The sequence below is a fragment of the Streptomyces sp. NPDC053431 genome (genome assembly GCF_044544925.1).
Taxonomy (GTDB): Bacteria; Actinomycetota; Actinomycetes; order Streptomycetales; family Streptomycetaceae; genus Streptomyces.
This window is the reverse complement of record NZ_JBITXX010000002.1, coordinates 105,361-127,169: the sequence shown is the minus strand read 5'-3', so window position 1 is coordinate 127,169 and position 21,809 is coordinate 105,361. Positions and strand designations below refer to the sequence as shown.

19 protein-coding genes are annotated in these 21,809 nt (G+C 74.6%); 15 read left to right on the top strand and 4 right to left on the bottom strand.

Translation table 11 applies throughout. From position 1 onward, the window contains the following. The first annotated feature begins 7 nt into the window (after positions 1-7). The 4 genes from ACIGXE_RS06535 (at position 8) to ACIGXE_RS06520 (ending at position 4,033) form a co-directional block, all read left to right on the top strand. The gene (locus ACIGXE_RS06535) at positions 8-955 is read left to right on the top strand and encodes an ABC transporter permease (RefSeq protein WP_399744133.1); all 948 of its coding nucleotides are present in this window, start codon (positions 8-10) and stop codon (positions 953-955) included. Beyond that, on the top strand, positions 952-1,938 hold the full coding sequence (locus ACIGXE_RS06530) for an ABC transporter permease (RefSeq protein ID WP_399744132.1): 987 nt from the start codon (positions 952-954) through the stop codon (positions 1,936-1,938). The genes ACIGXE_RS06535 and ACIGXE_RS06530 overlap by 4 nt, the downstream gene beginning before the upstream one ends. Next, entirely contained in the window at positions 1,938-2,972 is a 1,035-nt protein-coding gene (locus tag ACIGXE_RS06525) for an ABC transporter ATP-binding protein (RefSeq protein ID WP_399744130.1), read from the top strand. The genes ACIGXE_RS06530 and ACIGXE_RS06525 overlap by 1 nt, the downstream gene beginning before the upstream one ends. 125 nt (positions 2,973-3,097) lie before the next feature. Continuing rightward, positions 3,098-4,033, top strand: coding sequence for an ABC transporter ATP-binding protein (locus ACIGXE_RS06520; RefSeq protein ID WP_399745140.1), 936 nt, complete (start codon positions 3,098-3,100; stop codon positions 4,031-4,033). A 14-nt stretch (positions 4,034-4,047) separates the two neighbouring features. Here ACIGXE_RS06520 and ACIGXE_RS06515 read toward each other — a convergent pair whose 3' ends face one another. Then, entirely contained in the window at positions 4,048-5,718 is a 1,671-nt protein-coding gene (locus ACIGXE_RS06515) for a carbohydrate binding domain-containing protein (protein ID WP_399744128.1), read from the bottom strand. A 79-nt stretch (positions 5,719-5,797) separates the two neighbouring features. Continuing rightward, a complete protein-coding gene (locus ACIGXE_RS06510) occupies positions 5,798-7,210 on the bottom strand; it encodes an LCP family protein (RefSeq protein ID WP_399744126.1) in 1,413 nt (470 codons plus the stop codon). 211 nt (positions 7,211-7,421) lie between these two features. Here ACIGXE_RS06510 and ACIGXE_RS06505 point away from each other — a divergent pair, with 211 nt between their 5' ends. Continuing rightward, entirely contained in the window at positions 7,422-9,269 is a 1,848-nt protein-coding gene (locus tag ACIGXE_RS06505) for an asparagine synthase-related protein (RefSeq protein ID WP_399744124.1), read from the top strand. Positions 9,270-9,427: 158 nt separating this feature from the next. Then, entirely contained in the window at positions 9,428-9,583 is a 156-nt protein-coding gene (locus ACIGXE_RS06500) for a hypothetical protein (protein WP_399744122.1), read from the top strand. Between the two features lie 78 nt (positions 9,584-9,661). Here ACIGXE_RS06500 and ACIGXE_RS06495 read toward each other — a convergent pair whose 3' ends face one another. Next, the gene (locus ACIGXE_RS06495) at positions 9,662-11,770 is read right to left on the bottom strand and encodes a sensor histidine kinase (protein WP_399744120.1); all 2,109 of its coding nucleotides are present in this window, start codon (positions 11,768-11,770) and stop codon (positions 9,662-9,664) included. Positions 11,771-11,792: 22 nt separating this feature from the next. Between ACIGXE_RS06495 and ACIGXE_RS06490 the strand changes: the two genes are divergently transcribed. From ACIGXE_RS06490 to ACIGXE_RS06455, 8 genes are all read left to right on the top strand, one after another. Beyond that, positions 11,793-12,497 (top strand): response regulator, encoded by a 705-nt coding sequence (locus ACIGXE_RS06490; protein ID WP_399744118.1) that lies wholly within the window; start codon positions 11,793-11,795, stop codon positions 12,495-12,497. A gap of 376 nt (positions 12,498-12,873) precedes the next feature. Beyond that, complete coding sequence (locus ACIGXE_RS06485; protein WP_399744116.1) at positions 12,874-13,362, top strand: PhzA/PhzB family protein; 489 nt, start codon at positions 12,874-12,876, stop codon at positions 13,360-13,362. Positions 13,363-13,367: 5 nt separating this feature from the next. After that, complete coding sequence (locus ACIGXE_RS06480; RefSeq protein ID WP_399745138.1) at positions 13,368-14,573, top strand: 3-deoxy-7-phosphoheptulonate synthase; 1,206 nt, start codon at positions 13,368-13,370, stop codon at positions 14,571-14,573. Continuing rightward, complete coding sequence (locus tag ACIGXE_RS06475) at positions 14,570-15,193, top strand: isochorismatase family protein (protein ID WP_399744114.1); 624 nt, start codon at positions 14,570-14,572, stop codon at positions 15,191-15,193. The genes ACIGXE_RS06480 and ACIGXE_RS06475 overlap by 4 nt, the downstream gene beginning before the upstream one ends. Further along, positions 15,190-17,133, top strand: a complete 1,944-nt coding sequence (locus ACIGXE_RS06470; protein ID WP_399744112.1) for an anthranilate synthase family protein — start codon at positions 15,190-15,192, stop codon at positions 17,131-17,133. The genes ACIGXE_RS06475 and ACIGXE_RS06470 overlap by 4 nt, the downstream gene beginning before the upstream one ends. Positions 17,134-17,146: 13 nt before the next feature. Continuing rightward, entirely contained in the window at positions 17,147-17,983 is an 837-nt protein-coding gene (locus ACIGXE_RS06465; protein ID WP_399744110.1) for a PhzF family phenazine biosynthesis protein, read from the top strand. Further along, positions 17,976-18,629, top strand: a complete 654-nt coding sequence (gene phzG / locus ACIGXE_RS06460; RefSeq protein ID WP_399744108.1) for a phenazine biosynthesis FMN-dependent oxidase PhzG — start codon at positions 17,976-17,978, stop codon at positions 18,627-18,629. The genes ACIGXE_RS06465 and phzG overlap by 8 nt, the downstream gene beginning before the upstream one ends. A 127-nt stretch (positions 18,630-18,756) precedes the next feature. Beyond that, a complete protein-coding gene (locus ACIGXE_RS06455) occupies positions 18,757-19,773 on the top strand; it encodes a methyltransferase (RefSeq protein ID WP_399744106.1) in 1,017 nt (338 codons plus the stop codon). A 195-nt stretch (positions 19,774-19,968) separates the two neighbouring features. Here the strand turns inward: ACIGXE_RS06455 and ACIGXE_RS06450 are convergent, their stop codons facing one another. Beyond that, a complete protein-coding gene (locus ACIGXE_RS06450) occupies positions 19,969-20,628 on the bottom strand; it encodes a hypothetical protein (RefSeq protein ID WP_399744104.1) in 660 nt (219 codons plus the stop codon). A gap of 267 nt (positions 20,629-20,895) precedes the next feature. On the opposite strand from ACIGXE_RS06450, the gene ACIGXE_RS06445 reads away from it, so the two are divergent. Beyond that, complete coding sequence (locus ACIGXE_RS06445; RefSeq protein ID WP_399744102.1) at positions 20,896-21,681, top strand: alpha/beta fold hydrolase; 786 nt, start codon at positions 20,896-20,898, stop codon at positions 21,679-21,681. The last annotated feature ends 128 nt before the right edge of the window (positions 21,682-21,809 follow it).

Genomic DNA, 21,809 nt, shown 5'->3' with positions numbered 1-21,809 from the left:
CGCCGTCATGACCACCGCCACCACCGTCTCCGCACCGGCCGCCCCGCGGCCCCCGACGCCGGCCGGGCCCTGGCGGCTCGCCCGGGCCGAGCTGCGCCGCCGCACCTCCGCCCTGGTCGCGCTCGCCGTCGTCGTCCTCTTCGCCCTCATGGCGCTGACCGCGCCGCTGCTCAGCACCCTGGGCGGCTGGGCCCCCGACGAGTTCGACAAGTCGGCCGTCGACCCCTACCTGGGCGGACTGCCGCTCGGCCCGCTCGGCGGGATGTCCGCCGAGCACTGGCTCGGCGTCGAACCGGTCACCGGCCGCGACCTGTTCGCCCGGGTCGTGCACGGCGCCCAGGTCTCCCTGCTCATCGCCTTCGCCGCGACCGCGATCGTGGTCGTCGCCGGGGTCGCGGCGGGCGTCGCCGCCGGCTACTTCGGGGGCCGCGTCGACACCGTCCTGTCCCGGCTCATGGACCTCACCATGTCCTTCCCCTCCCTCATCTTCATGATCGCGATGATGTCGGTGGCGAAGGACGTCAACCGGATCGTGCTCATGACCCTGGTCATCGGCGCGTTCGGCTGGCCCGGCATCGCCCGGATCGTGCGCGGACAGACGCTCTCGCTCAAGCACCGCGAGTACGTGGACGCGGCCCGCGTCAGCGGCGCCTCGGACTGGCGCATCCTCACCCGGGACGTCCTGCCCGGGGTGGCCGGCCCGGTCATCGCGTACACCACCCTGATCGTCCCCGGGATGATCGCCACCGAGGCCGCGCTCAGCTACCTCGGCGTCGGGGTGCGCCCGCCGACCCCGTCCTGGGGGCAGATGATCGCCGAGAGCGTCGCCTTCTACGACACCGACCCGATGTACTTCGTGGTGCCGAGCCTCTGCCTCTTCCTCACCGTCCTCGCGTTCACGCTGCTCGGGGACGCGCTGCGGGACGTGTTCGACCCGCGGGGAGGCCGCGCGTGATCGCCTACCTGGGACGCCGGATCCTCGGCGTGCTCGGCGTCCTCGTCGCCGTCGCCGCCATCACCTTCGTCATCTTCTACGTGCTGCCCTCCGACCCGGCCGCCGCCGCCTGCGGCAAGTCGTGCAGCACCGAACGGCTCGCCGCGATCCGCGCGCACATGGGTCTCGACCAGCCGCTGTGGCGCCAGTTCGGCGACTTCGTGACCGGCATCTTCACCGGCCGCACGGTGGGCAGCGGTCCGTACGCGCTGGAGTGCGACTTCCCCTGTCTGGGCTACTCGTACGAGAACAGCCAGCCCGTGTGGGACCTGCTCGTCGACCGGCTGCCGGTGTCCGCCTCGCTCGCCGTGGGCGCGGCGGCGATCTGGCTGGCGCTCGGGCTGGGCGCCGGGGTCACGGCGGCCCTGCGCAAGGACACGCTCACCGACCGGGCGCTGATGGTCGGCGCGGTCGCCGCCGCCTCGCTGCCCGTCTACTTCACCTCGGTGATGCTGATCTACGGGCTGATCCGGGTGGCCGGTCTGCTGCCCTATCCGCAGTACGTGCCGTTCGGCACCGACCCGGTGTCCTGGGCGTCGAACCTGCTGCTGCCGTGGCTGGCGCTCGCGGTCCTGTACGCGGCCATGTACGCCCGGCAGAGCCGGAGTTCGATGATCGAGTCGATGGCGGAGCCGTACATCCGCACCGCCCGCGCCAAGGGCCTGCCGCGGCGGACCGTGGTGGTCAAGCACGGGCTGCGGGCCGGGATGACGCCGATCCTCACCATCTTCGGCATGGACCTCGGCGGTCTCCTCGCGGGCGCCGTGATCACCGAGTCCATCTTCGGCCTCCCGGGCGTCGGGCGGCTCTTCTACGGGGCGCTCGCCACCGGCGACCAGCCGGTGATCCTCGGCGTGACGCTGCTCGCGGCCGCCTTCATCGTCGTCGCCAACCTGGTCGTCGACCTGCTCTACGCCGTCGTCGACCCGCGAGTGAGGTACTGATGCCCGACGCTAGGCCGACCGGCACCGAACCGCTGCCCACCGAACCGCTGCTCTCCGTACGGGACCTGACGGTGGTCTTCCCCACCCGGCGTGGCCCAGTGCGTGCCGTGGACGCGCTCTCCTTCGACGTGCCGCGGGGCCGCACCCTCGGCATCGTCGGCGAGTCCGGCTCCGGGAAGTCCGTCACCTCGCTCGCGGTGATGGGACTGCACACCGGGGCCGAGGTGACCGGCTCCGTGACGCTCGACGGGCGGGAGCTGGTCGGGCTGCCGGAGCGGGAGCTGAACCGGCTGCGCGGCCGGCGGATGGCGATGATCTTCCAGGACCCGCTGTCCAGCCTGCACCCGTACTACACCGTCGGCGAGCAGATCGCCGAGCACCACCGGGTGCACTTCGGCTCCCGCCGGGCGGTCGCCCGGCGGCTGGCGGTGGACGCGCTCGCCGAGGTCGGCATCCCCGAACCCCGGCGGCGGGCCGGCGAGTACCCGCACCAGTTCTCGGGCGGCATGAGGCAGCGCGTGATGATCGCGACGGCGCTGGTCTGCGAACCGGAGCTGCTCATCGCCGACGAGCCGACGACGGCGCTCGACGTGACCGTCCAGGCGCAGATCCTGGAGCTGATCGCCCGGGTGCAGCAGGACCGCGGCCTCGGCGTCGTCATGATCACCCATGATCTCGGGGTGGTGGCGCGGGTGGCCCACGAGGTCCTGGTGATGTACGGCGGTCGCGCCGCCGAACGGGCACCGGTGGACGAGCTGTTCGCCGCGCCCACCCACCCGTACACCCGAGGGCTGCTCGACTCGCTGCCCCGGCTCGACGACCGGGACGACGTCCCGCTGCGGGCCATCCCCGGCTCCCCGCCCTCGCTGCTCGACCCCGCGCCGGGCTGCGCGTTCGCGCCCCGCTGTCCGCGTCCGGCCCTGGGCACGGGGGCGGAGCGGGAGCGGTGCGCGGGTGAACGCCCGGTCCTCACCGGCCCCGCCGCCCATCCGGTGGCCTGCCACTTCCCCGCGTACGAAGGCGCTCCCCGATGACCACACCGCGTACCCCGACCACACCGCGCACCACGGGCACACCGACCACACCGGGCACCACGAGCACCCCGGGCACACCGACCCCACGGAGCACCTCTCCGCTCCTGTCCGTACGGGACCTCACGATGACGTTCCCGGGGCGCGGCCGTCGCGGGGCCCGGGTGCGGGCCGTCGACGGCGTCTCCTTCGACATCGCGCGGGGCGAGACCCTGGGCCTGGTCGGCGAGTCCGGCTGCGGCAAGTCGACGACCGGCCGGATGATCGTCCGGCTGCTCGAGCCGACCTCCGGCTCCGTCACGTACGACGGACGCGAGATCGGCCGGCTCCCCCAGCGGGCGCTGAAGCCGCTGCGGCGTGAGATCCAGATGGTGTTCCAGGACCCGCACTCCACGCTCAACCCGCGCCGGACGGTCGCCCGGATCATCGCGGATCCCCTGCTGATCCAGGGGAGTTCGGCGACCGCGGCGCGTGAGCGGGCGGCCGAGCTGATGGAGCTGGTGGGCCTGATCCCCGAGCATCTGGACCGCTATCCGCACGAGTTCTCCGGCGGCCAGGCGCAACGCATCGGCATCGCACGGGCCTTGGCGACCGGACCGCGCCTGGTCGTCGCCGACGAGCCGGTCTCGGCGCTCGACGTGTCGGTGCAGGCGCAGATCGTCAATCTGATGGAACGCCTCCAGGACGAGCTCGGACTCGCCTATCTCTTCATCGCCCACGACCTGTCGGTGGTGAAGCGGGTGTGCGACCGGGTCGCGGTGATGTACCTGGGCCGGATCGTGGAGATCGGGCCGAAGGAACGGGTCTACGGGGCGCCCGCGCACCCGTACACGCGGGCGCTGCTCTCGGCCGTACCGCTGCCGGATCCGGCGGCCGAGCGGGCGCGGGAGCGGATCACCCTGCTCGGCGATCCCCCGAGCCCGGCCGCGCCGCCGCCGGGCTGCACCTTCCATCCACGCTGCCCGAAGGCCCGGGAGATCTGCCGGACGGAACCTCCCCTGCTGCGGATCACCGCGGCAGGGGAGGCGAGGGAGGTGGCCTGCCACTTCCCGGAGACGGACTGACGGGACCTTCCTGGCTAGCCGGTGAAACCGGCGGTGATCCTCGTGAACTGCCAGTCGGTCTGGCTGATGCCGGAACAGTTCTCGACGACCCCGCCGCCGGGGCAGCCGCGGTCGCGGTTGACGGACCAGAAGGCGAGCCGGGCGATGTGGTGGGTGTTCGCCCAGTCGCGGATCTGCGTCCAGGTGGCCGGGGTGGTGGTCTCCTGCTGGTCGGAGAGGCCGTTCATCCCGGAGATGCCGACGTGGGCGTACGCGGTGGCGTCGTCCCAGCCGTAGACCGCCTTCAGCTTGTTCTTCAGGCCGTTGGCCGCGTTGACGGTGCTGCCGTACATGTCGGCGCCGCCGCCGAAGTCGAAGGGCATGATGGTGAACACGTCGATGTTCGCGTTCAGCGCCTTGGACTGCTCGATGAGCCGGTTGCCCCAGGAGGTCGGGCCGGTGGTCGAGGTGCCGAAGGTGAGGATGGTCCGCAGGCCGGGGTTGTTGGCCTTGACGGTCTTCAGGGCGTTCAGGATGCGGTCCTGGACGACGGCGTTCTCGAACTCGTCGGTGTTCTCGATGTCGACGTCGATCGACTTGAGGCCGTAGGCGTCGATGACCTTCTGGTAAGCCCCGGCGAGGGCCTCCGGCGTCGAGCAGTTGGGGCCGAGCTTGTTGCCCTGCCAGCCGCCGATGGAGGGGACGACGTCGCCGCCCGCGTTGCGGATGGCGGTGATGGTGGACTGGTCGACGCCGCCGGTGAGCGGCCGCTGGCCGTCCCAGGCGGGGTTGCAGCCGCCGGACGAGAGGATGAACGCCATGGTGAAGGTCTTGATGCCGGTGGCGCTCATCACCGAGGTGGCGGACGGCGGGTCGCCCCAGCCGAGGTAGAGGTAGGGGGCGGCCTGCTTGAAGCCGGTGCCGCCGCCTCCGCCGGCCTCGGTGGTGACGGTGACGGCGTTGGAGGCCGGGGAGACGTTGCCGGCGGCGTCCCGGGCCTTCACCGTGAAGGTGTACGCGGTGCTCGCGGCGAGGCCGCCGACGGTGGCGCCGGTCCCGGTCACGGTGGTGACCTTCGTGGCGCCCTGGTAGACGTCGTAGCCCGTCACGCCGACGTTGTCGCTCGCGGCGCCCCAGGACAGGCTCACGCTGGACGCGGTCCGGCCGGTGGACTGCAGGTTGGCCGGGGCGGACGGCGCCTGGGTGTCGCCGCCACCGCCGCCGGGTCCGTCGAGGCTGATGTCGTCGGCGTAGTACGTGCCCTGCCCGTACCAGCCGTGGGTGTAGACGGTCGCGCTGGTCTGCGACGCGCCCGTGGTGAAGCTGACCGACAGCTGCTGGTACGAGGCGGCGGACGGCGTCCAGGCCGAGCCGCCGCCGTCCACGCCCAGGTAGACGTAGGCGCCGCGGACCCAGCCGGACAGCGTGTAGGTGGTGTTGGGCTGGACGGAGACCGTCTGGGCGCACTTGGCGTTGTCCGACGCGCTCGCCGCGCCGGCCAGCGCCTTGGCGCCGCCGTGGACGGGGCTGGACACGACCGAGCCGAGCCCGCCGGTGCAGGTCCAGCCGGACAGGGTGCCGGACTCGAAGCCCGGGTTGGTCAGCAGATTGGCGGCCTGTGCCGGGGTGGGTACGGCGACGAGGGCAGCCGCGCCGAGCAGCGCCGCGCTCAGCGACGCCGCGAGGCGGTTGCGGATGAGCACCATGCCTCCAGTGGGGGATGAGGGGGAAGCGCTCACAGATTGGACTGGACCAATGCCTCCGTCAAGACCCCGGGCACAAAGCTCAGTTCGTGGCGGGCCGCAGCCGGTCGATGGGGTGGGTGTCCACGTACGGCCCGAGGGAGTCGTCCTTGAAGGCCTGCCACAGGGCGGCGCAGCGCGCCCGGTCGAGGTGGACCACCGACTGCCCGCGCTCCGTTCCGGTGCCCTTCACGGGCGCGTTCATGAAGGTCATGTCCCCTGCCCGGACCTCGCGCATGTTCCAGACCAGTTGGCGCATCTCGTCGTCGCCGAAGCGCTCGTCGACGGACACCGTCTCGGTGAAGATGTCGAGGGTCTTCTTCAGCTGCAGCGGGTCCTTCAGGGACGCGGAACTCATCACCTTCTCCAGCAGCGTGCGCAGATAGTTCTGCTGCCGGTGCGTGCGGTCGAAGTCGCCGTTGGGCAGGTTCTTGCGCTCGCCGACGTAGGCCAGGGCCTGCTCGCCGTCCATGTGCCGCCGCTCGCCGTCCGCCATCAGGATCTCCACGCCGCCGACGGCGTCGGTGAGCTTGCGGAAGCCGTTCCAGTCGATGACGGCGAAGTGGTCCACGCGGACGTCGGTGAGCCGCTGCACCGTGTCGATCAGCAGCGGGGGCCCGCCCCAGGAGAAGGCCGCGTTCAGCTTCGCCCGGCCCCGGCCGGGGATGTCGACCCACGAGTCGCGGGGCAGCGACACCACATACGCGGCGGAGTGGTCGTCCGGGATGTGCACCAGCATCATCGCGTCACTGCGCTGGTCGCCGTACTTCCACAGCCGGCCCTTGGCGTCGCTGCCGGTCGTGGGCACGTCCGACCGCGAGTCGAGCCCCATGAGCAGGAAGTTCTGGCCGCCCTTGGACGCGGCGGGCACCGGCGCGTTGGTGGGGAAGGTCTGCGGGATCCGCTGCACGCGGCCGGTGTAGTGCTGGTACGCCCAGTAGCCGGCGCCGGCGGTCAGGAGCACCGCCGTGACGAAGAGACCGAGGGCGGAGAGCAGCACGGTCCGCCCCTTGGGCCGCCGCCGCCTCGGGGTCCGGGCCCCGGCCCCGACTTCGGGCTCGACCGGGGGTTCGGCGGGTGGATCGGCGGGGGGCTCGGCCTCGGTCCCGGCCTTCTCGGTCCGGGCTTTCTCGGTCCGGGCCTCCTCGGTCCGGGCCGGGGACTCGGCACCGGGCGCACGCGGCTCCGCCTCGGCCGCGGCCGCGGCCGCGGATTCGGTCCTGGGCGCGGGAAGCCCGGCCCCGGCCTCCTCCACGCCGGGCGTCTCCACTCCGGGCGTCTCCACTCCGGGCGTCTCCACTCCGGGCGTCTCCAGGCGGGACCCCTCCGCGGCCCTCGCGTCCGCGGCCTTCGGCCCCGCTGAGTTCGTCTCCGCGGCCTTCGACCCGGCCGTATTCATCTCCCCGGCCTTCGTCTCCGCGGTCCGCCGCTCCCCCGCCTGTTCGCGCGCGCTCATGACTACGGCTCCCCCCTGCCCTTCCCCACCCCGACTCGCCCCTCCGGGGGCCTACTTCAGGCCACCAATATGCCCAAGATCGGCCGGTCGCGCGACGAGTCCCGGGAACCGGGTGGGTGCGGAACCGGACCGGGTGCCCGTGTGGACGGGACGGCGGGCGGCCGAGCGTAGGGGCATCTCATCAGCCCCCTGCGAAAGGAACGTGATCGCCATGTCACGGATCCTGGGCCAGTTCGGAACCGACATCGCGCCCGCCACCCTGCGGGCCGCGGCCGATCCCGCGGAGGCCGACGGCCGCGTACTGCGCGGCGGCGGCTGGGCGCTCGCCGGAGGGCGGGCGAACTCCGCCGGCGGTGTGGCGGCCGTCCTCGCCGGCACCCTCGACGTGCGGCTGCCGCTGCTGTCCCGGATCGAGGCCCGGGGGCGCGCGGTCGCCGAGCGCGACCACGCGGCCCTGATCCGGGCCGCCTACGAGGCGGACGGCCTCGGCCTCACCGAGCGCCTGCGCGGCGGGTACGCCGTGGCGGTGGCCGACACGCGCGGCGCGCCGCTCCTCGTGCTCGCGACGGACGACGCCGGTTCGGTGCCGCTCTACTACCACTGGGACCCGGTCCGCCGCGCGCTGCGCTTCGCGACCGAGCTCCCGGCCCTGATCGCGCTGCTGCCCGACCGCCCTTCGCTCGCGGAGCCGGGGCTCGACGCCTACCTCACCGTGGGCGCCCCGCTCGACGGCGCCACCGTGCTCGACGGCGTGCGGATGCTGCCGCCGGCGACGACGGCCGTGTACGAGCGGGGGCGCGACCTCCGGCTGATCCGCCGCACCCCGGCGGGGACGCCGAAGGTGCCCGCGCCCGCGCCGGGGCGCGAGCTCCTCGGGGAGCGGGCCCGGCACCGGGGCGCCGGGCCCGCGGCGGACGCGCTGCTGGGCACGCCGGGCCCGGGCGCGGCCCTCCTGCGCGAGCTGGCTGGGCCGGAGCCGCCGACCGCCGGGCCGCCGACCGCCGGGCCGTCGACGGGCGGGGCGTCGACGGGCGGGGCGTCGACGGGCGGGGCAACGGAGGCGCCGGAACCGGCGGGTTCCGGTCTTCCGGGCGGCGGGCCGGCGCCGTACGGCCCCACCGCGGACGCCGTACGGGAGCGGAGGGGACCCGCCCCCTCCCCCGCGCCCTGTGGCGCGCCGGCCGACCGCGGCTTCCGTGACCCGGTCTCCCGGCGCGCGGCCCGTGACCTGCCCGAGCTGCTGCCCGCGCTCGCGTGGCGGCTGGGGTTGCCGGAGGCCGACCCGGGTGTCCTCGTCACGCACGCCGCCTACGCCGCCGCGCGGCGCCAGGGGCTGGCTACGGTCCTCGCCTCGGACGCCGCCGACGGGGTCGTCGGCGGGCGGCTGCGGGTGGAGTCCGCGGTCGCCGACCCGGCCCAGGACTGGGCGGCCCGCTATGTCGAGGCCCTCGCGCCGGTGCCCGCCGTGCACCGGACCCGGCTCTACACCCGTGACTACGCGGCATATCTCGCCGACCGGGGCGACGCGGCGCGGGGCCTGGCGGAGCGGCTCGGCGCGGCGGCGGACCGCTGGTCACGCCGGGCGGCGCTGACGGCCTTCGAGCTGGACGAGCTGCTGCCGGCGCGCGGACTGCGCCGCACGGCCCATCTCGGCGGCGCGCACGGCGTCCGGGGCGTCCTGCCCTGGCCGGCGCGCCGGCTGTGGTCGGCGGCCGAGCCGTACACCGCCGCGGTCGCCCCCACGGGTCCGGGACCGGCCCGGGCGCTTTCCGGGCTGCTCGTGCCGGGTGGCGAGCTCATGGACTTCGTCCGCGAGACGCTGTCGCCGTCCCGGCTCCGGGCCTCCGGACTGCTGAGCCGGCGCTCGGTGGAGCGGCTGCTCGCCGCCCAGCTGACCCGGCCGTCGGAGCGGCTCGCGAGCACCGTCTGGGCGCTCGTGATGTTCGAGCTGTGGCGTGACGAGTACGGGGTGACCGTGCGCCGCCCGGTCCCGCCGCCGGTCCGCGCGAAGAGCCCGGCCGACCTGCCGGCCCTGACCCGCCGGACGCTCGCCCTGTGAGGGTGCCTGCCTGCCCTGACCCGCCGGACGCTCGCCCCCGTGAGGGGCGGGGCGGAAGGGGTCGGGGTGGGTCAGGCGCCTCATGTGCCCGGGACACCTCCGAGGTCACAGTGGAACAGGAATCCGCACCCGCGGAGGACTGCAGGAAGAGAGCAGAGATGAAGCGCAAGATCATCGGATCGGTGCTCGCCCTCGCGGCGCTCGCGAGTGCCGCGCTCTTCGGCTCGAAGGCCGCGCGGGGGACGAAGGCCGCCGGGACCGGGCAGCCCTGCACACTGCACCAGGTCCGGGACTGCCCGAGGTGCCCGCCCTAGTCCCCCTCGCCGAAACCCCTGGCGCCCGCTGTCACCCGGCAGCGGGCGCTCTCTCGTGCGCTCGGCCGCGCCGTGCGGTCAGCCGGGCGCCGGCAGCTGCGTCGCGGGCGATTCCGCCGAGGCGGCGACCGACCGGGGCAGCACGGCGCGGACCCGGGTGCCGCGGCCGCCGCGCACGCGGGTGTCGACGGTGCACCGGCCGCCGATCTCGGCGGCCCGTTCGGCCATGGAGCGCAGGCCGACCCCGTGGTGGTCGGCCTCCTGGCCGAAGCCGTCGCCGTCGTCCTCCACGGTGAGGATCAGCGCATCGCCGTCGACCCGCACCCCGACCTCGGCGCAGGTGGCCCGGGCGTGCCGCATGACGTTGTTCAGGGCTTCGGCGGCGATCCGGTAGGCGGCCACCTCCACGGCGGCCGGCAGCGGAGGCAGGGGCGACGGTTCGAGGACGGCGCCCACGGTCGGCCTGGCGCTGTCGAAGGAGGAGACGAGCTGGCGCAGCGCGCCGTCCAGGCCCAGTTCGCCGAGGGGAGCGGGGCCGAGCCGGTCGGTGATCCGCCGTACCTCCTTGATGGCCATGCCGAGGTCGTCCGAGACGTCCCGCAGCGCCTCGCGCAGGGTGTCCTCGGCGGGCAGCCGGGCGGTGGCGTTCTCGACCCGCAGCCGGAGCCCGGCGAGCGCGGGACCCAGGCCGTCGTGGATGTCCCGGCGCAGCCGGCGCCGCTCCTCCTCGCGGGCGGTGACGATCTGCTCCCGGCTGCTGCGCAGGTCCTCCTGGAGCCGCAGGGAGGCGACGGCGGGCGCGGCCTGGCTGGCGAGCGAGGAGAGGATGAGGGTGTCCTGCTCGTCGAGCGACCGCTGGCCCTCGCGGGGGCTCACCGAGAGCCGGCCGACGACGGTGCCGTGGTGGAGCATGTCGAAGTGGTGCGGGTGCTCCCCGAGGCGCCCCGCGGCGGCCAGGGTCCGGGGCCCGGAACGGGTGTGCACGGCGAGGACGGCGGCGGGCAGGCGCAGGGTCTCCACGACGGTGCCGCACAGCGTGGCCGGGATGTCCTGGGCGCTGCCCGCGTGGCTGATGCGTTCGGCGAGGGTGTGCAGCACCTGGTACGGGTGGGCCCGGTCCCCGTAGTAGAGCCGGTCGATCACGCCCACGGCCCAGGCGACCAGGCGGCGGAGCCCGGCCCCCATGAGGAAGGCGAGCGCCACCAGGAGCAGGGTGTCGGCGTACCGGCCGGGGGTGATCCCGCCGACCAGTGCGGCCACCAGGCCCACGTCGGCGGCGGTGAGCAGCGCCACGACGAGGAGTCCGGCGAGGATGCGCCGCGCGGAGCGGTCGATGCGCCAGGTGCCGGTGCGGACCACCACGTAGCTCACCGAGGCCAGCCAGACGAGCGAGGCCGCCACCCTCACCCAGAGCATCGGCCACTGCCACCGCTCGTCGAGGTAGTAGGCGACGCTCTGCGCGGCGGCCCACAGGAGGTAGGTGCCCAGCAGCAGCGAGAGCAGCCGCCGCGTGCGGCCGGGCCCGGCCCGCTGGATCCGGCGGAGCAGCACGGCGCTGCCGACGGCGGTGAGGACGAAGTCACTGATGTTCTGGGCACCGGCGAGGTGGCCGTCGAGCAGGGCGGCGGTCTCGGCCCACCAGCCGGAGGCCAGGGGGTTCGGCGCGCCGAACCGCTCGGGCGCGGCGGCGTAGGAGAACGCCTGGGGTGCCACCCACACGGCCACGCCGGCCACGTACCACCGCCATCGGCGGGTGAGCCGGCCGTCGGGGAACCACAGCGGCAGGGAGTACCAGAGGGTGATCTTCACCCAGTTGGCCGCCGCCTCGAGGCCCAGGGCGGCGGCCCGTACGGGCGCCGAGGGGTGCTCCAGCCACATCGGGGCGGCGACGGCGTAGGGCAGGACCGCCGCCATCCCGTACACGATGAGCACCCAGCCGACCGGGCGGCCGGGCCAGTGCGCGTGGATCAGGACGCCGGCCGCCACGGCGGGCAGCCCGTACACGAGCACGCGGAGGGTCTGGGCGCTCTCCGACACCCCGGGCGAGCCCAGGTTGACGAGGAGGTAGCAGACCCAGAGTCCGCTGAGGGCGAGGGTGACGGCGGCGCACAGGGCGGCGGCGGCCAGCCGGCGCTCGTCGTCCGTCCGTCGGGAACCCGACGGCGCGTTCTCACTCCATGCGTTCATATGCTTACTTATAGTAATCGACATGATGGATGAAGGCTCCCAGGGTTCGGCCGCGTCCGCGGTGACGGTGCTCCTGGTGGACGACCACCCGATGTTCCTGGACGGTCTGCGCGGGGCGCTGCTGCCGGAGGACGGGTTCCGGGTGGTGGGCGAGGCGTCGTCGGGCGAGGACGCGGTGACGCTGAGCGCGCGGACCGCGCCGCAGGTCGTGGTGCTGGACCTGGGGCTGCCGGACGCCTCCGGGATCGAGGTCACCCGGCGGGTGCTCAGCGACCGGCCGGAGACACGGGTGCTCGTCCTGAGCATGTCCGAGGACGACGACAATCTGCTGGCGGCGGTAAGGGCGGGGGCGAGCGGCTATCTCGTCAAGGGCGCGGGGCGCGAGGAGATCATCGGCGCGATCCGCACGGTGGCGGGCGGCGGCGCGGTGTTCGGGCCGCGGATCGCCGAGCGGCTGCAGTCGTTCTTCGGGGCGCTCGCGGCCGCGCCGGGACGGGAGGTGTTCCCCGATCTGACGCCGCGCGAGCTGGAGGTGCTGGACCTGCTCGCGAGCGGACTCGACTACCGGCAGATCGCCCGGCGGCTGACCATCTCGGACAAGACCGTCCGCAACCACGTGACCAACATCTTCAGCAAGCTCCAGGTCAACGACCGGGCGCAGGCCATCGTCCGGGCCCGCAACGCGGGCCTGGGCACCGACGGTGCGGTCCCGCCCGGCCACGACTGACCCGCGCCCCATGGGGTGCCTCCTCCGGATCGCGACCGGTCTGACGGCGCGCCTCGCGGCGCTTCTCACGGCGCGTCCCGAGGCCCGCCCCGCGGCGTGACCCGCGGGGCGCCTCCCGACGCGTAGGCCGGCCCGGGCCCGTAGCCCCTGCCGGGGAGCTCGTAGCTGTGCTCACGACCTGTGAGGAGCCAGCCTCGCCGTCCCGGCGGACCGGGCGCATGGGGCGGACGGCCCCTTCGTGTCCCGGTCGGAAGCGGGCCGGGCGTCCCGGTCGCGGTCGGGTCCGGAGCCGGGCCGGCGCACCGGGTGCCCGGGTCCCCGGGACGCGGAGGGTGGGTGTCGGACATCGACCGTCGCGCACCACTGGAGGCCCGAGATGGCCGGCACCGAACCGCAGCAGGGCTTCGCCGACGCGGACGAGCTGCGCCGCCGCAACCGCCGCACCGTCGAGACGTACATGGGGACCTACGGCTCGGAGCGGCTCCGCCGGCACGAGCTGTTCACAAAGGACGGCAGCGCCGGCCTGTGGACCAACGACACCGGCACCCCCATCGAGATCCGGGGCCGGGACCGGCTCGCCGAGCACGCCGTGTGGTCGCTCCGCTGCTTCCCCGACTGGCGGTGGTACGGCGTCCGCGTCTTCGAGACGCAGGACCCGAACCACTTCTGGGTGGAGTGCGACGGCCACGGCCGGATCCGCTTCCCCGGCTATCCGGAGGGGTTCTACGAGAACCACTTCCTGCACTCGTTCGAACTGTCCGACGGGCGGATCGTGCGCAACCGCGAGTTCATGAACCCGTTCGCGCAACTGCGCGCCCTGGGGATCCCGGTGCCCACGGTCCGCCGCGAGGAGATGCCGAAGTGAGCGACATGACTGCCATGAGGCCGCACACCGTGGCGGAAGAGCTGCTGCGGGAGTTCCACGGGCGGGGCGCCGCGCAGCAGCCCGAATGGCCCGATCCGCACCAGACCCGGCGGGTCCGGGCGGCCCTCGCGGGCCGGCCGCCGCTGGTGCGGTCCGAGGACCTGCGGGCGCTCGGGCTGCTGCTCCGCCGGGTGGCCGAGGGCCGGGCCCTGGTCGTCCAGGCCGGTGACTGCGCCCAGGACCCGGAGGAGCGCACGGCGGGGAGCGTGGGGCGCCGGGTCGCGGTGCTCGACCTGCTGGCCGGGGCGCTGCGCACGGCCGGCCGCCGGCCGGTGCTGCGGGTGGGCCGGATCGCCGGGCAGTACGCCAAGCCGCGGTCCAGCCCGTACGAGCGGGTGGACGGCCGCGAACTCCCCGCCTACCGGGGGCACATGGTCAACGGTCCGGAACCGGACGCGGAGAGCCGCACGCCCGATCCGCTGCGCCTCCTCCTCGGCTATCTCGCGGCCGGGGACGTCATGGAGCACCTGGGCTGGCACGGGCACCCGATCGCGCGTGGCCTGGAGCCCCCGGTGTGGACGAGCCACGAGGCGCTGCTGCTCGACTACGAGGTGCCGATGCTGCGCCGGGACGACGAGGGCCGGCTGTACCTGGGGACCACGCACTGGCCGTGGATCGGGAAGCGCACCCGCGCGGTCGACGGCGCCCATGTGGCGCTGCTCGCCCGGGTCGCCAATCCGGTGGCGTGCAAGGTCGACGCCGAGCTGTCCCGGGACGAACTCCTCGCTCTGTGCGAGCGGTTGGACCCGGGGCGGACGCCGGGACGGCTCACGCTGATCGCCCGCATGGGCGCGGATCTGGTGGCCGACCGGCTGCCGCCGCTGGTCGCGGCGGCGAGGGCGGCGGGTCATCCGGTGAGCTGGCTGTGCGACCCGATGCACGGCAACACCACGCGGGCGGGCGACGGCACCAAGACCCGGGTCGTGCCGACGGTCCGGCGCGAGGTCGCCCTCTTCCGGCGGGCGGTGACGGCCGGCGGGGGCGTGGCGGCCGGGCTGCACCTGGAGACCACACCGGACGAGGTGACGGAGTGCGCCTCAAACCACGACGGCCTGGACGGCGTCGGGGAGCGCTACACCACGTTCTGCGATCCGCGGCTCAATCCGTGGCAGGCGCTCGACGTGGTCCGGGCCTGGAAGGAGGAGCCGTGACCGGCATCCCGGTGATCCCCGCCTATCCCCTGCCGTCGGCGGGTGAACTGCCCGCCAACACCGCCCGGTGGCGGGTCGCGCCGGGGCGTGCGGTGCTGCTCGTCCACGACATGCAGCGCTACTTTCTCGCCCCGTTCCCGGGGCCGACCCGGAGGGAGCTGGTGCACCGGGCCGCGCTGTTGCGCGACCGGTGCGCCGGGCGCGGGATGCCGGTCGCCTACACCGCGCAGCCCGGGTCGATGAGCCGTCGGGAACGCGGGCTGCTGCGGGACTTCTGGGGCCCGGGCATGAGGGCGGCCCCCGAGGACCGGGAGGTCGTGCCGGAGCTCGCGCCGGCCGCCGACGACTGGATCCTGGTCAAGCGCCGCTACAGCGCCTTCTTCCGCTCCGGGCTGCTGGGCCGGATGCGGGAGGCGGGCCGCGACCAGCTCGTCCTGTGCGGGGTCTACGGCCACGTCGGCGTCCTGGCGACGGCCGTCGAGGCGTTCACCCACGACATCCGCGTCTTCCTCGTCGCCGACGCGGTCGGCGACTTCTCCAGGGAGCACCACGACGCCGCCCTGCGGTACGCCGCCGAGCGCTGCGCCATGGTCGTCAGCACCGAGGAGGTCCTGTCATGACCGAACCTCTGGAAGCGATCCTCGGCCCGGGCCCCCGGCCCGCCGCGTACGCGCTGCTGCACCGCCCGGGTGCCGGCGGCACAGGCGGCGCGGGCTGCGCGGGCTGCGCGTCCGGCGCGGCGGGCGTCGGCGACGTGCTCGACGTGCTCGTCGGCCGGGTGTCGCTGCCCGCCACGCTCGCCGGGATCCCGCTGCCGGACGGGCCGCCGGCGCCGGGCCGGGGCGCGCACCACGAGTCCCTGGTGGTCGTGCCGTACCGGCAGATCACCGAGCGGGGCTTCCGCTGCGCCGACGACGGGGCGCCGCTGATCGCCATGACCGTCACGGAGCAGTCGACGGTACCGGTGCGCGAGGCCCTGGCCCGGCTGCCGCGCGGGCCGACGACGCTCACCGGCGGGCGCTTCGACCTCGACGACGAGGCCTACGCGCGCACGGTCGGCCGGGTCGTCCGCGAGGCGATCGGCGAGGGCGCCGGGGCCGACTTCGTGCTGCGGCGCACCTTCCTCGCGGAGTTCGGCGACTACGGCCCCGACACCGCGCTCGCCGTCTTCCGGCGGCTGCTGGAACGGGAGTCCGGGGCGTACTGGACGTTCCTGGTGCACACCGGGGCCGCCACCTTCGTGGGCGCGTCGCCGGAGCGACACGTCAGCCTGCGGGCCGGCACGGCCGTGATGAACCCGATCAGCGGCACCTACCGGCATCCACCGGAGGGGCCGAGCCTGCCCGGGGTGATGGCGTTCCTGTCGGACCCGAAGGAACGCGACGAACTGTCCATGGTGGTGGACGAGGAGCTCAAGATGATGGCCCGGATCTGTCCCGGCGGCGGCCGGGTCGTGGGGCCGTACCTCAGGGAGATGGCGCGGCTCGCGCACACCGAGTACCTGATCGAGGGCCGCACCGACCGCGAGGTGCGGGAGGTGCTGCGGGAGACGCTGTTCGCGCCGACCGTGACCGGCTCCCCGCTGGAGAGCGCCTGCCGGGTGATCGCCCGCTACGAGGGGACGGGCCGCGGTTACTACAGCGGGGTCCTGGCGCTGATCGGGCGGGACGAGCGGGGCGGCCGCGCCCTGGACTCCGCCATCCTCATCCGTACGGCCGAGATCGACGCCGCCGGCGGGATGCGCGTCGGGGTGGGCGCCACCGTGGTGCGGCACTCCGACCCCGACGCCGAGGCGGCCGAGACCCGGGCCAAGGCGGCCGGTCTGCTCGCGGCCCTGGAGGACGACGGGCCGGGTCCGTTCGGCGCCCACCCGGAGGTGCGGGCCGCCCTGGAGCGGCGGAACGCCGACCTGTCGGGCTTCTGGCTCGGCGCGGGGCGGACCACCGGCTCGCCCGGCCTCGCCGGGCCCACGGTGCTCGTGGTCGACGCCGAGGACACCTTCACCGCCATGATCGGGCACCAACTGGACTCGCTCGGCCTCGACGTCACGGTGCGACGGTACGACGAGGAGTACGCCCCCGAGGCCTACGACCTGGTGGTCCTCGGACCGGGTCCCGGCGACCCGGCGGAGGCCGGGCACCCCCGGATGGACACGATCCGCGCGGTGGCGCGCCGGCTGCTCACGCGCCGGCGTCCGTTCCTCGCGGTGTGCCTGAGTCATCAGATCGTGAGCCTGGAGCTCGGCCTCCCGCTGGTCCGCAAGGACGTGCCGCACCAGGGGGTGCAGAAGGAGATCGACCTCTTCGGCCGGCGGGAACGGGTGGGCTTCTACAACACGTTCGCCGCGCGCGGCTCCGCCGACCGGACCGTGGTCGACGGGGTGGGCCCGGTGGAGCTGTGCCGGGACCCGGCGAGCGGCGAGGTGCACGCCCTGCGCGGGCCGCGCTTCACCACGCTCCAGTTCCATCCCGAGTCCGTGCTGACCCGCGACGGGCCGGGCATCCTCGCCCGCGCCGCGCGACAGGCGCTGCGGGAGCCCACCGGCTCCCGCGGCCGATGAGAGGAGGTCCCTGATGCGCCCGTACGTCGTCGTGGACGCCTTCGCCCGGGAGCCGCTGCGGGGCAATCCGGTGGCGGTGTTCTTCGACTGCGCCGACCTGACGTCCGATCTGATGCAGCGGATCGCCCGCGAGATGAACCTGTCGGAGGTGACCTTCGTGCTGCCGCCGCGGGCCGGCGGGGACGCCCTGGTCCGCATCTTCACCCCGGTCGGCGAGCTGCCGTTCGCCGGGCATCCGCTGCTCGGCACCGCCGTCGCGCTCGGTTCGTACGTACGCGGCGACCGGCTGGTCCTGGAGACCGCGAGGGGTTCCGTTCCCTTCGCCCTCCAGCGGCGGGCGGGCCGGGTCGTGGCGGCCCGGATGCGGCAGCCCCTACCCCGCTGGCGGCTCTTCGACCGGACCGCGGAGCTGCTCGCGGCGCTCGGTGTGACCGCCTCCACCCTGCCGGTGGAGGTCTACCGCAACGGACCCCGGCACGTCTTCGTCGGTGTCGACGGCGTCCCCGCCCTGTCGGCGCTGCGACCCGACCACCGGGCGCTCGCCGCCTTCGAGGACCTGGCCGTGAACTGCTTCGCCGGGTCCGGCACGCGCTGGCGCAGCCGGATGTTCTCGCCCGCGTACGGAGTGGTCGAGGACGCCGCCACCGGTTCGGCCGCCGGCCCGCTCGCCGTTCACCTGGCCCGGCACGGGCGGGTGCCGTACGGCCGGTCGGTGCGGATACGGCAGGGGGTCGAGCTGGGCCGCGACTCCCTGATGCTCGCCCGGGCCGAGGGGTCCGGGGAGGACGTCACGTCCGTCGAGGTGAGCGGCGCGGCCGTCACCGTGGCCCACGGGAGGATCCATGTCTGAACAGCCGCACACCCGGTCGGAGACCCTGACCGGCACGGTCGCCCTGCCGTTCCCGGAGTACGCGGCCCCGCCCGCCGATCCGGTGGCGCTGCTGCGCCGCTGGCTCGCCGAGGCCGAGGCGCTGGGCGTCCGTGAGCCACGGGCCCTCGCCCTCGCGACGGCCGACGCGGCGGGCCGGCCGTCCACCCGGATGGTCGCCGTGGCCCGGGCCCGCGCCACCGGCCTGGTCTTCGCCACCCACCACGACAGCCGCAAGGAACGCGAACTGCGGGCCAATCCGTGGGCGTCGGGGCTGCTCTACTGGCGGGAGACGAGCCGGCAGATCAGCGTGAGCGGGCGGGTGCGGCGGCTCCCCGACGCCGAGGCGGAGGCCCTGTGGGCGGCCCGGCCCGTCCTCACCCACGCCATGACCGTGGCTTCCCGCCAGAGCGCCCCGCTGAGCGGCCTCGACGAGGTGGCGGCGCTGCGCGCCCGGGCCGAGCGGCTCGCCGCCGCCGGGGCGCAGCCGCGCCCCGCCGCGTACATCGCCCTCGAACTCGGCGTCGAGCGGCTGGAGTTCTGGGCCGACGGCACCGACCGGCTGCACGAGCGGCTGCGCTACGAACGCGGCCCCGAGGGCTGGCGGACCTGCCGCCTCCAGCCGTGACCCCGGGCCCTGCCCGTACCGAAAGGAACCCCTGATGCGTGAGTCCCCGCTCAGCGCCCGTCAGCCCCACCGAGCACCTGCACTGCCTGGGCATCGGCAGACCGCAGGTCGAGAAGGAGACCCCGTCATGACCGCCGACCCGCAGGCCCTCCGGGCCGCGATCGAGCTCGTCACCGGCGCCTGGCGCAGCCAGGCCGTCCACGTCGCGGCCCGGCTGCGGCTGCCCGACCTGGTGGCCGCAGGCCACCACGACACCGCGCGTCTCGCCGCGGCCACCGGCGTGGACGAGGACGTCGTCCACCGTCTGCTGCGACTCCTCGCGCTGCTCGGCGTGTTCGAGGCGGACGGCGACGGCGGCTGGCGCATCACCCCGGTCGGCGAGCTGCTGCGGGACCGGCCCGGGTCGATGCGTGACACGTGCCTGCTGTACGGCGAGGAGTTCTACCGGGCATGGGGGCACGCCGAGGAATCGCTGACCTCCGGCACCCCCGGCTTCGACCTGGCCCACGGCGAGCCCCTCCTCGCCTACCTGGCCGGCCACGAGGAGACGGCGGGGCGCTTCCAGCGGGCCATAGGAGACGCGGGGAACGCCGTCTTCGAGGCGGTCCCGGCCGCCCTCGGACCGTCCGGCCGGCAGCGGGTGGTGGACGTCGGGGGCGGCAACGGGCGGCTGCTCGCCGCCGTCCTCGCGGCCGCCCCGGACGCCCGCGGGGTGCTCGTCGACCTGCCGCACACCCTGCCGCCGGCCCGCGACCATCTGGCCGCCACCGTCGGCCTCGACCGGGTGGAGCTGCTCGGCCAGGACATGTTCGACGCGCCGTTGCCGGCGGAAGGCGACGTGTATCTGCTGTCGCGGGTGCTCGGCCGCTGGGACGACGAGCACTGCGTGCGCCTGCTCGGCCGGGTGCGGGACGAGCTCAAGCCGGAGGCCCGGCTGTTCGTCCTGGACCGGATGCCGACCGACGACGGCACCGGAATGCTGGCCGCGCTGTGGGACCTGCACCTGCTGGTGGTGGAGGGCGGCCGGGAGCGCTCCCTGGACGACTACCGGGCCCTGCTGCGCCGTTCGGGGCTGGCCCTCGAACGGGTGGTCGAGCTGCCGCTGGAGACCAAGGGCCTGGTCGCGGCAGCGGGAGCGGGCTGAGACCGAGTGCGCGCCGAGCCGTCACCGGCCCGGCACCGACGGGCGTCCGGGGGCGAGCGGACGGACGGTCGGTGCCGGGCCGGGCGGGGCGGTGACCGGCCCCCGGTCGCACCCGGCCGGATAGGGCCGGGCCAGGTGGGGTTGGATCGGGCCCGGTCGGGTCGGATCGGGCCCGGTGGGCGCGCGGGAGTCGGGTCAGCCGGTGACGGTGATCTGCTGGGTCGAGTCGGTCGTGTCGGTGATCCGGTAGGTGGCGGTGAAGGTGGCCGACTGGTTGCCCGTCGGGCAGAGGAAGCCGCCCGTGACCGTGGCCGGGACGGGGGCGCCCGAGAGGGCGAGGGTGGACGGGGCGCCGTTGGTCCAGGTGCCGTTGACGGCGGTGGGGCCGGTGGGCGAGGCGGTGATGGTGCAGGAGGCGAAGCCGCTGGTCTTGAGGACGACGCCGCCCTTCGGGATGGTGAACCCGCCGGTGGCGGGGGCGCCGTTCTGGGCGGAGAGGGTCCAGGCGCCGTTGGTGGAGTTGGCCGTGACGGTGACGCTCACCCCGACGATGCTGGTGGTGCAGCCGCTGAAGGTCGGCGGGTTGATCGGGGCGGAGACCGGCCCGGCGGCGTTGTGGTTGGCGGGAGCCGCCGGGACCACGTTGTTGGCGCCCGTCGTGGGGACGGAGGCGGAGACGGTACAGGTCATCGTGGTGGAGCCGGCGACGAAGGTCGCCTTGCCGGTGAGCTGCGCGGAGAAGGAGTGACCGGCCGGCTGCAGCGTGGTCGGCTCCGCGGCCTGGGGGCCGGCGGCGCCGAGGGTGAGGGCAGCGGCGGCGGCGAGGCCGGTCGCGGAGACGAGCAGCTTGGACATGGGGATCTCCTCGGTGTCGGAGTGTGGGGAGCGAGGAGGTGCGGATGCGTGGAGCGGATACGCGGTGCCGGTGCGCGTGGTCGGGCGCGTGGGGTGGGGGGTACGCGCAAAGTGACTTGAGAGTAGAACCGGCCGGTAGGGGTGTCCAGGTACGAATCCCGCCACTACTGACGAGGCGTCAGGAAGGTTGGCCCGACCCGGTACTTGACGCCGACACGGCCGCGAACCCGCTGGCCCACGGCGGCTCCCGCCGCCCAGACTGGGCCCATGGAAACCATGGTGCCGGTAGCCGGCGGTGAGCTCTGGGCGGACGACACGGGCGGGGAGGGGCTGCCGATGGTCCTGGTCCACCCGGGCGTCGGCGACTCCACGATCTGGGACCCGGTGCTGCCCGCGCTCGGCGGGCGACACCGGTTGATCCGTTACGACGCACGGGGCTACGGCCGCTCCCCCGCGCCCGTGACCCCGTACCGCCCCGCCGCCGACCTCGCCGGCGTGCTCGACCATTTCGGCCTCGACCGCGCGGTCGTCGTCGCCTCCAGCATGGGCGGCGCCGCGTCGATCAGCTTCACGCTCGACCAGCCCGAGCGCGTCGCGGGCCTCGCGCTCTTCGTGCCCGCGGTCACCGGATACGACGACCTCGACGAGACCGAGCTCTACCAGGAGGTCGAACGGCTCGCCAAGGCCGACGACATGGAGGGCATCGTCCGGTTCGGTCTCGGCCTGTGGGGGCGGGCCGCCGGTGGCAGTCCCGAGACCGATCCCGTGGCGGCCGCCCACTTCCGGGCCGTGCTGCCCGCCTGGTTCGCCAACATCGGCCACCAGCAGCCGGACCCGCCCGCCTACGACCGACTGGGCGAGATCGCCGCCCCCACCGTGCTCGCCCTCGGCGAGCAGGACCGCCCCGAGGTGGTCCGCTGCAACGAACGGATGGCCGCCCGCATCCCCGGCTGCCGCCTGGCCCGGCTCGCCGGCTCCGACCACTACCCGACGCTGCGCGAGCCGGAGACGGTCGCCCGGCTGGTGGAGGAGCTGTACGCCGAGGCACGTTGAGGACCGGCGACGGCGCCTGGGTCCTGTCGTCGCACACCCGTCGTTGCCCGGAGGGCGGGGGGGGGGTAGTCGACACGGCCAAAGACACCCCCCCCCGCGCGGCGCCACCGCCGGGGGCGGCGGGGCGC